Below are 5,771 nucleotides of genomic sequence, written 5' to 3'. Positions count from 1 at the left end.
TCCGTCGTCACAACGCGCCACAGGGCACTACCTCGGACGGTGGATCAGGGCTGAGTGGCGCACCTGGTGCCGACAGCAAGGTGCGAAGCTGAGCGACGGCAGCATCGACGTTCATTCGCTCTTCCGCTCCATGATCATCCCGATCGACGTAAGAGAACGACCAGCATTCCCAATCCTCGCGATGGAGTGGCCTTGGAAGCTGTACCTGGGAAACGGCACATCATCCAGGCTCAGCTACAAGGACTCAAGCGTGCTTCTGACCGATGCCGAGTTCAGGATCGACGACTACGGCACCAGCGGACCACTCTGCTTCTCGATCATGACTCCCACCTGGGAGCTCGCCTATGAGGGACATTTCGGATCGCAGGGCCTGCACTACCGTGCGAAGGGCGACGACGCCGAAGTAGTCGGCTGGCGAGACGTGAGAACGCCTTTCTCAACCTGGCTCAACAGCGACAAGCCGACCCTCTTCCTATCGGGAGATCGAATGGTGACCGGGGATGATCGGCTCCTGGCGCCACGGACGGAGTTGCCTCCCTACCCGCGCGAGCGACTCCGTGCGCTCGACTGGGCGAGCAATGGCGTTGACATCACAGTGGAGTCGCAAGGGATCGAGCGCAAGGCAAACTCTATTCAGGCGTACATGGCCCGATTCCTGTCGCAAGACCAGACCTTCGACATCCTCATCGACGACGACCGCGCTGGCGAAGCCGCCGACCTTGTAGGTATCCGCGTCGACAAGGGTGATCTTCATATCACGCTGGTGCACTGCAAGTACTCATCGAAGCCCACCGCCGGCTCACGCCTCAGCGACCTGTACGAAGTATGTGGCCAGGCGATGCGTGGAGCACGATGGCGCGACAACGGGGCACTTCCGCTGCTGGAGCACCTTGATCGCCGAGCGAAGGCGTACACGAGGAGAACCGGTCTGAGTCCCTTCGAGATCGGCGACCGGGAAGCTCTGTTCGGAATCCGGCAGCAAGCTCCCCAACTGTTCCCTCGTATCTCGACTGTCATCGCGCAACCAGGCCTCAGTATCAAGGCATCCTCGGACGAACAACTCAGGCTGATTGCTGGTGCTGCGTCGTATGTGCAGAGCGTGACCAAGGGCAGCTTCGATGTTCTCGCATCCGAATAGAGCGCGCCTACCGGACCCGCCGCGCCCATACGCGCCGCTACACGCTCTTCCCGCAACCCAAAGGAATCGAGGAATCGGAGTGACAGGCCACCGTCTATCTATCGCGCGTCAGCTGACGCTTCGTATGAGTTCTGGCTGAGGATTTCGGTCGTGAGCACCGCTTTCGGCCTGATTCCTAGTCCGGCGCTCCCGTGCGCGAGCCTTCACGACGAGGACGACGCTCACCGGGCCGATGGCCATCATCTTGAGAACGTTCCAGATGCAGAGCAGGACCACGAGGTGGAGCCATCCTGGGCCGCCGTTCTCGAGGAGTGTGGTGCACCAGAAGGCGATGGCCAGATATGGGCCGGCGAGCAGCATCGCTGGCATGCCCCACTTCAGCCCCTTCCTGGTGCGGATCAGGTCGAGCAGGACGTTGCTCGGCATGTAGCGACGCAGGAAGTAGCGGACCTCGGCGCTGGCTGTCCACAGTAGGCGGATCATGATGGGCTCCTCTCAACACGCGAGTCGTTGTTGAGACGGTGCGTGGAGAGTGACCCGAAGGTCTGCCGCGAGCGGCCCAAAGGTAAGGAGAAATCCGCCTCACCTTCAAGGTTACGCCCCAGTCATGACATTGGGAAGGGTCAGATGCTGCGCCCAGGCCCGGGCTGGTCGCGCCTGACGGCCTGCAGATCGACCTCTGCCTGACGGCTCTCATCAGCGACCAGCTGACGTACCTTGTCGAGCGCGGAGCGCGCTCGGGCGGCGTCGATCTTCTGCGCGGCCGACTCGGGCGGGGCACCGATGGGCGCGTCGTCGGTGATGCGGTACCGGTCTCGGTAGGCCGCGACCACACGTGCGGACTTGCGCCAGGCCGCGGCTCGTCGTCGATCGGCGAGCGGTGTTCCGAGTGCCTTCGTCCACGGGGCGCGCTCGGAAAGTGCGCGATCGAGTGTGGCGTCGGCGCGTGCCTCCATCAGCGCCTCTCGCTCCTCAAGGGCGGCGCGCATCTCGGCGTCGATCACTCTCTGCGCTTGCGGGATTAGGCCTGCAACGAGTCGCGTCGGCTTCCGAGTCCGGCCCGAGCCAGCCGGGCGGGCGGTCGCCCGCTCGACTCGGTAGTGGAGGACGGCGGCGATGTCGTCCGCGTCGCCGAGTCCACGCGCAGCGACGAGGCGCGGCAACAACGCATCGACATCGTGATGGTTCGCTTCAGCCCGGCGGAGTTCAGCCGCGAGCGGGCCGAACGCGTCGGACTCGATGGCGCTCTCGGCCTGTTCCTCGGTGAGCCCGGCACCCCGGACGAGGGTGGCCCAGCGGTCGTGTTGGGCTGCGGCTGCGATGGTCTCGTACTCGGCGGCGAGCTGGGCGATCGAGCCCCACTGTTCCTGTTCGGCCACGATGGTCTCGTGTGCCGAGAGCTCGGCACCGCTGTGCTGCAGAACGCCGTAGAGCACGCTTCGCGCGGTGGCGTGGGGGTCGTCGCCGGGGTGTGGCTGCGCATGATCGTCGGCGCGGTCGAGGGTCACGTAGGCGTGGTTGGAGTGCCGCCCTCGGGTGATCGCGACGTAGAAGGTCTCCCTCGTCGAGGTCGGTTCGACCAATACATGCGCAGTGTCGGTCGTGATGCCTTGGGCCCGGTAGGCGGTGACCGCGTAGCCGAGATCGACATGCTCGGCCACATACGCGGCGGGGAGGACGATGCTGCCGCCGAACCTGCGCCCACGCCTGCGAGCCGTGATGGTTCCGTCGTCGCGAACAGCGGTGCCGGTCCCGTAGTCGCGTGCGATGGTGATGGTCCCGTCGTCGCCGACGGCGGTGATGGTCCAGATATCGCCGTTGCGCACCCAGTCCCGCCCGGCCAGGGTGCGGAGGCCCCGATTGTTCTGTCGCGTGATGATGGTGTCGCCAACCCCAGCGGCGGTGCCGTCCCACAGCTCGACCTCGCGGTCGGGGGTCAGCGTCTTGTTGAGGATCAGGTCGGCGCGGGTGCGACGGTTCAACGCGGTCACATTTTCGTGGGTTTCGGCGATCAACACCGAAACCACTCCCGCGTCCCGGTCAGCGCGCCAGGCGTTGTACGCCGCATCAGTCATGGCCTCGGCCTCGCCGTCGGTGATGCGCTCGTGGGCGAGGTAGGTGTCGATGGCCGCAGTGCGTCCGTGGCGCAGTTCGAGTGAGGCGGTCTTCTCCCAGATGTGGGTGAAACGGTGAACGTCGACCAATTCGGGAGTGTCGGCTCGGTCTCTGGCGATCATCGCAAACGCGCCGCCGGCGTCCACGGATTGCAGTTGGGCGTAATCGCCGACCAGCAGCACCTTCGCACCGGCGTCCTGGGCGAGGTGGGTGATGCGGTCCAGTGACAGGGTGCCGGCGAGGGAGGCTTCGTCGATGATGACGAGCTGGCCCGCCTCGAATGTGGTGCCATGGATGAGGTGGTTCTGCCACCACTTCGCCGTGTTCTCGGTCGCGATCCCGAGGTCGTCGGAGAGGACCTGTGCTGCGACCGCTGACGGCGCGAGCCCGACGACGGACCCGGGGCCGTGCTCGTGTTCCCATGCGCGGCGGAGTACGTTCATGGCGGTGGTCTTGCCCGCCCCGGCGGGGCCGACGAGTACGTCGAGGGTGCGTCCTGATACCGCGATGCGGGTAAGGGCGTCGGCTTGGTCGTCGCCGAGCATCCGGCCGTCCGCGGCGGGGCTGCGCGTGATCTTCTCGATCGTCGCGAGCCGCACCGTCGGACCGGTCAGGTTGGCGGCTCGTTCGAGGAGTCTGCCTTCGGCAGCGAGCTGTGACTCGGAGGTGAACACGGTCGAGCTTTTCGGACGGAACACCGAGGTGCCGTCTCGCCGACGAAACACAACTGGCGACGCGGCGAGTTCAGGTGGCGTCAACCGAAGTGAAACGAGTTCGGCGGCGTCGGCGACCATCGCGACGATGGATTCTCGGTCCTGCATGGTGGCGAACCGCCAGCCCATCGTCTGCCGGGAGGCCTCGGCCATGAGATTCCACCGTCGCCAGGTCGAGCGCTTCTCACCGACGACCTCGACGACTGAACGCCCCAGGTCGCCGATCACGTCGAGCGGCACGTCGTCGGCGCGCAGCAGGAGCGGCTTGTCGTTGTCGGTCATCTCGCGTGCCCACGTCGTCGCGTCCTGGCCGAGGGTCTTGGTTGCGCGGGTTCGCCATTCGGCGGTGAGGTCCGCCAGGGATCGGACCTGCTTCTCGGGCCGGGTGGCAAGCGTCGCTTGGGCTCTGAGTTTCATGATGGCCGCTGGTGCCGGGCGTCGTCCGTGCGCCGCGATGTACTCGGCGATGAGGCGGTCGGTCTCGGCATCAATGTGACGGGCGCGGGTCGAGAACTCGGCGATCAGTTCCTCGGGCACGCCGGTAATGGCCCACGCGGGGTTGTGGTCGCGGCCCATCTCTCGGGCCTCCCAGGAGACGCCGAAGGTGCGCGTCATGTGGTCGGCGAACACGGCTTCGTGAAGTTCAGACAGGGCGACGACGGCCGCGTGCATCGGCCTGCCGTCGAGCGACCGCCATTTCCCGTCGAGGACGGTCTTGGCCTTGTTGCTGACGACCACGTGCGTGTGGAGGTGAGGGTCGCCAGCACGGGAATCGAAGTGATCGAACGCGGTCGCGATCAGCCCGGTGACATCGACCTGCGCAACTGCGCCGTCCCCGGCGGTTGCGCCCGTGCGAGTGGCTGCAACCTCGCGCTCCATGAACGCAACCACCCCCGCAACCGCTCGGTGATGCGCCTCCCCGATGAGTGCCTGGACCCCGGCGTCGGCGACCGCCCACAACACGCTCGCGGACTTCGGAATCGAGAAGGTGAAGTCGAAGCCCGCCACCGCACGCCGTGTGCTGCGGGCAGTTTCCTCGGCCACGATCTGCGCGACCGCCTCGCCCTTGGCCCAAGGTGTGAGCGTCTGGTCAAGAGCGGCGATCCGTGCCTCGATCCGCTCGTCCTGGCTCTTGTAGGTCGGGAAGCCCAGTCCGAGCTTGTCGCCAGTGATCGGATCACAGCCGGTGCCCATCAGGAGCTGGAGCTGGTCTTCCGAGACTCGGTCGCCCACCTGAATTTCGCCCTTGCCGAGGGCCGCTATGCCCGCGCCGAGCCATCGGCCAGGCGGGGTGCCGTGGGGTCGTAAACGTACCTGCGTCTTGTAGAGACGAAAGAGGTACCCGCGATGACTACCGCGACCCCGACCCGCACGCCCGCACCGACCACCAGCCCGAGCCCCGACGCCCAGCCGACGAGGGCGGTGCTCTACGTCCGTATCAGTGACGACCCCGAGGGCCTGGAGAAAGGAGTGGAGCGGCAGGAGGCCGACTGCCGCGCCTACGCCGAATCCCTCGGCTACGAAGTGGTGGAGGTGTTCCGGGAGAACGACACTTCGGCGTTCAAGCAGCGCACCATCACCCTGCCCACCGGCGAGAAAGTCCGCCGCGTAGTGCGGCCCCGGTTCCGTGCTCTGCTGTCGTTCCTGGCCTGTGGGGGTGCGGAGGCGATGATCGCCTATGACCTCGACCGGGCCGTGCGCGACCCCCGCGATCTGGAAGACCTGATCGACGCGAAAGTGCTGTACGGGTGGGACTGCTGCAGCATCAGGTGGCATCTGACCGGGCTGGCCTGCGGGGCCGGCTG

General features: G+C 66.1%; 4 protein-coding genes. 2 read left to right on the top strand and 2 right to left on the bottom strand.

Going from position 1 to position 5,771, the window contains the following annotated elements; translation table 11 throughout:
• On the top strand, positions 1 to 1,138 hold a 1,138-nt coding region (locus tag RT054_RS16415), incomplete at its 5' end, for a hypothetical protein (RefSeq protein ID WP_313025668.1).
• Positions 1,139 to 1,246: 108 nt separating this feature from the next.
• Here RT054_RS16415 and RT054_RS16410 read toward each other — a convergent pair.
• Both RT054_RS16410 and mobF read right to left on the bottom strand, forming a co-directional pair.
• Positions 1,247 to 1,621 carry a sulfate permease gene (locus tag RT054_RS16410; protein ID WP_312722625.1) on the bottom strand — a complete coding sequence of 125 codons (375 nt, stop codon included), beginning with the start codon at positions 1,619 to 1,621 and terminating at the stop codon, positions 1,247 to 1,249.
• A 140-nt stretch (positions 1,622 to 1,761) separates the two neighbouring features.
• Positions 1,762 to 5,376, bottom strand: coding sequence for a MobF family relaxase (gene mobF, locus RT054_RS16405; RefSeq protein WP_396837335.1), 3,615 nt, complete (start codon positions 5,374 to 5,376; stop codon positions 1,762 to 1,764).
• Between mobF and RT054_RS16400 the strand changes: the two genes are divergently transcribed.
• The coding region (locus RT054_RS16400; protein ID WP_312722627.1) for a recombinase family protein at positions 5,314 to 5,771 on the top strand (458 nt) is incomplete at its 3' end. The two genes, mobF and RT054_RS16400, sit on opposite strands and share 63 nt — an antisense overlap.

This window comes from Mobilicoccus sp. (genome assembly GCF_032060985.1).
Taxonomy (GTDB): domain Bacteria; phylum Actinomycetota; class Actinomycetes; order Actinomycetales; family Dermatophilaceae; genus Mobilicoccus.
Note: the sequence above shows the minus strand (reverse complement) of the source record. Positions and strands in the feature narration are given on the sequence as shown.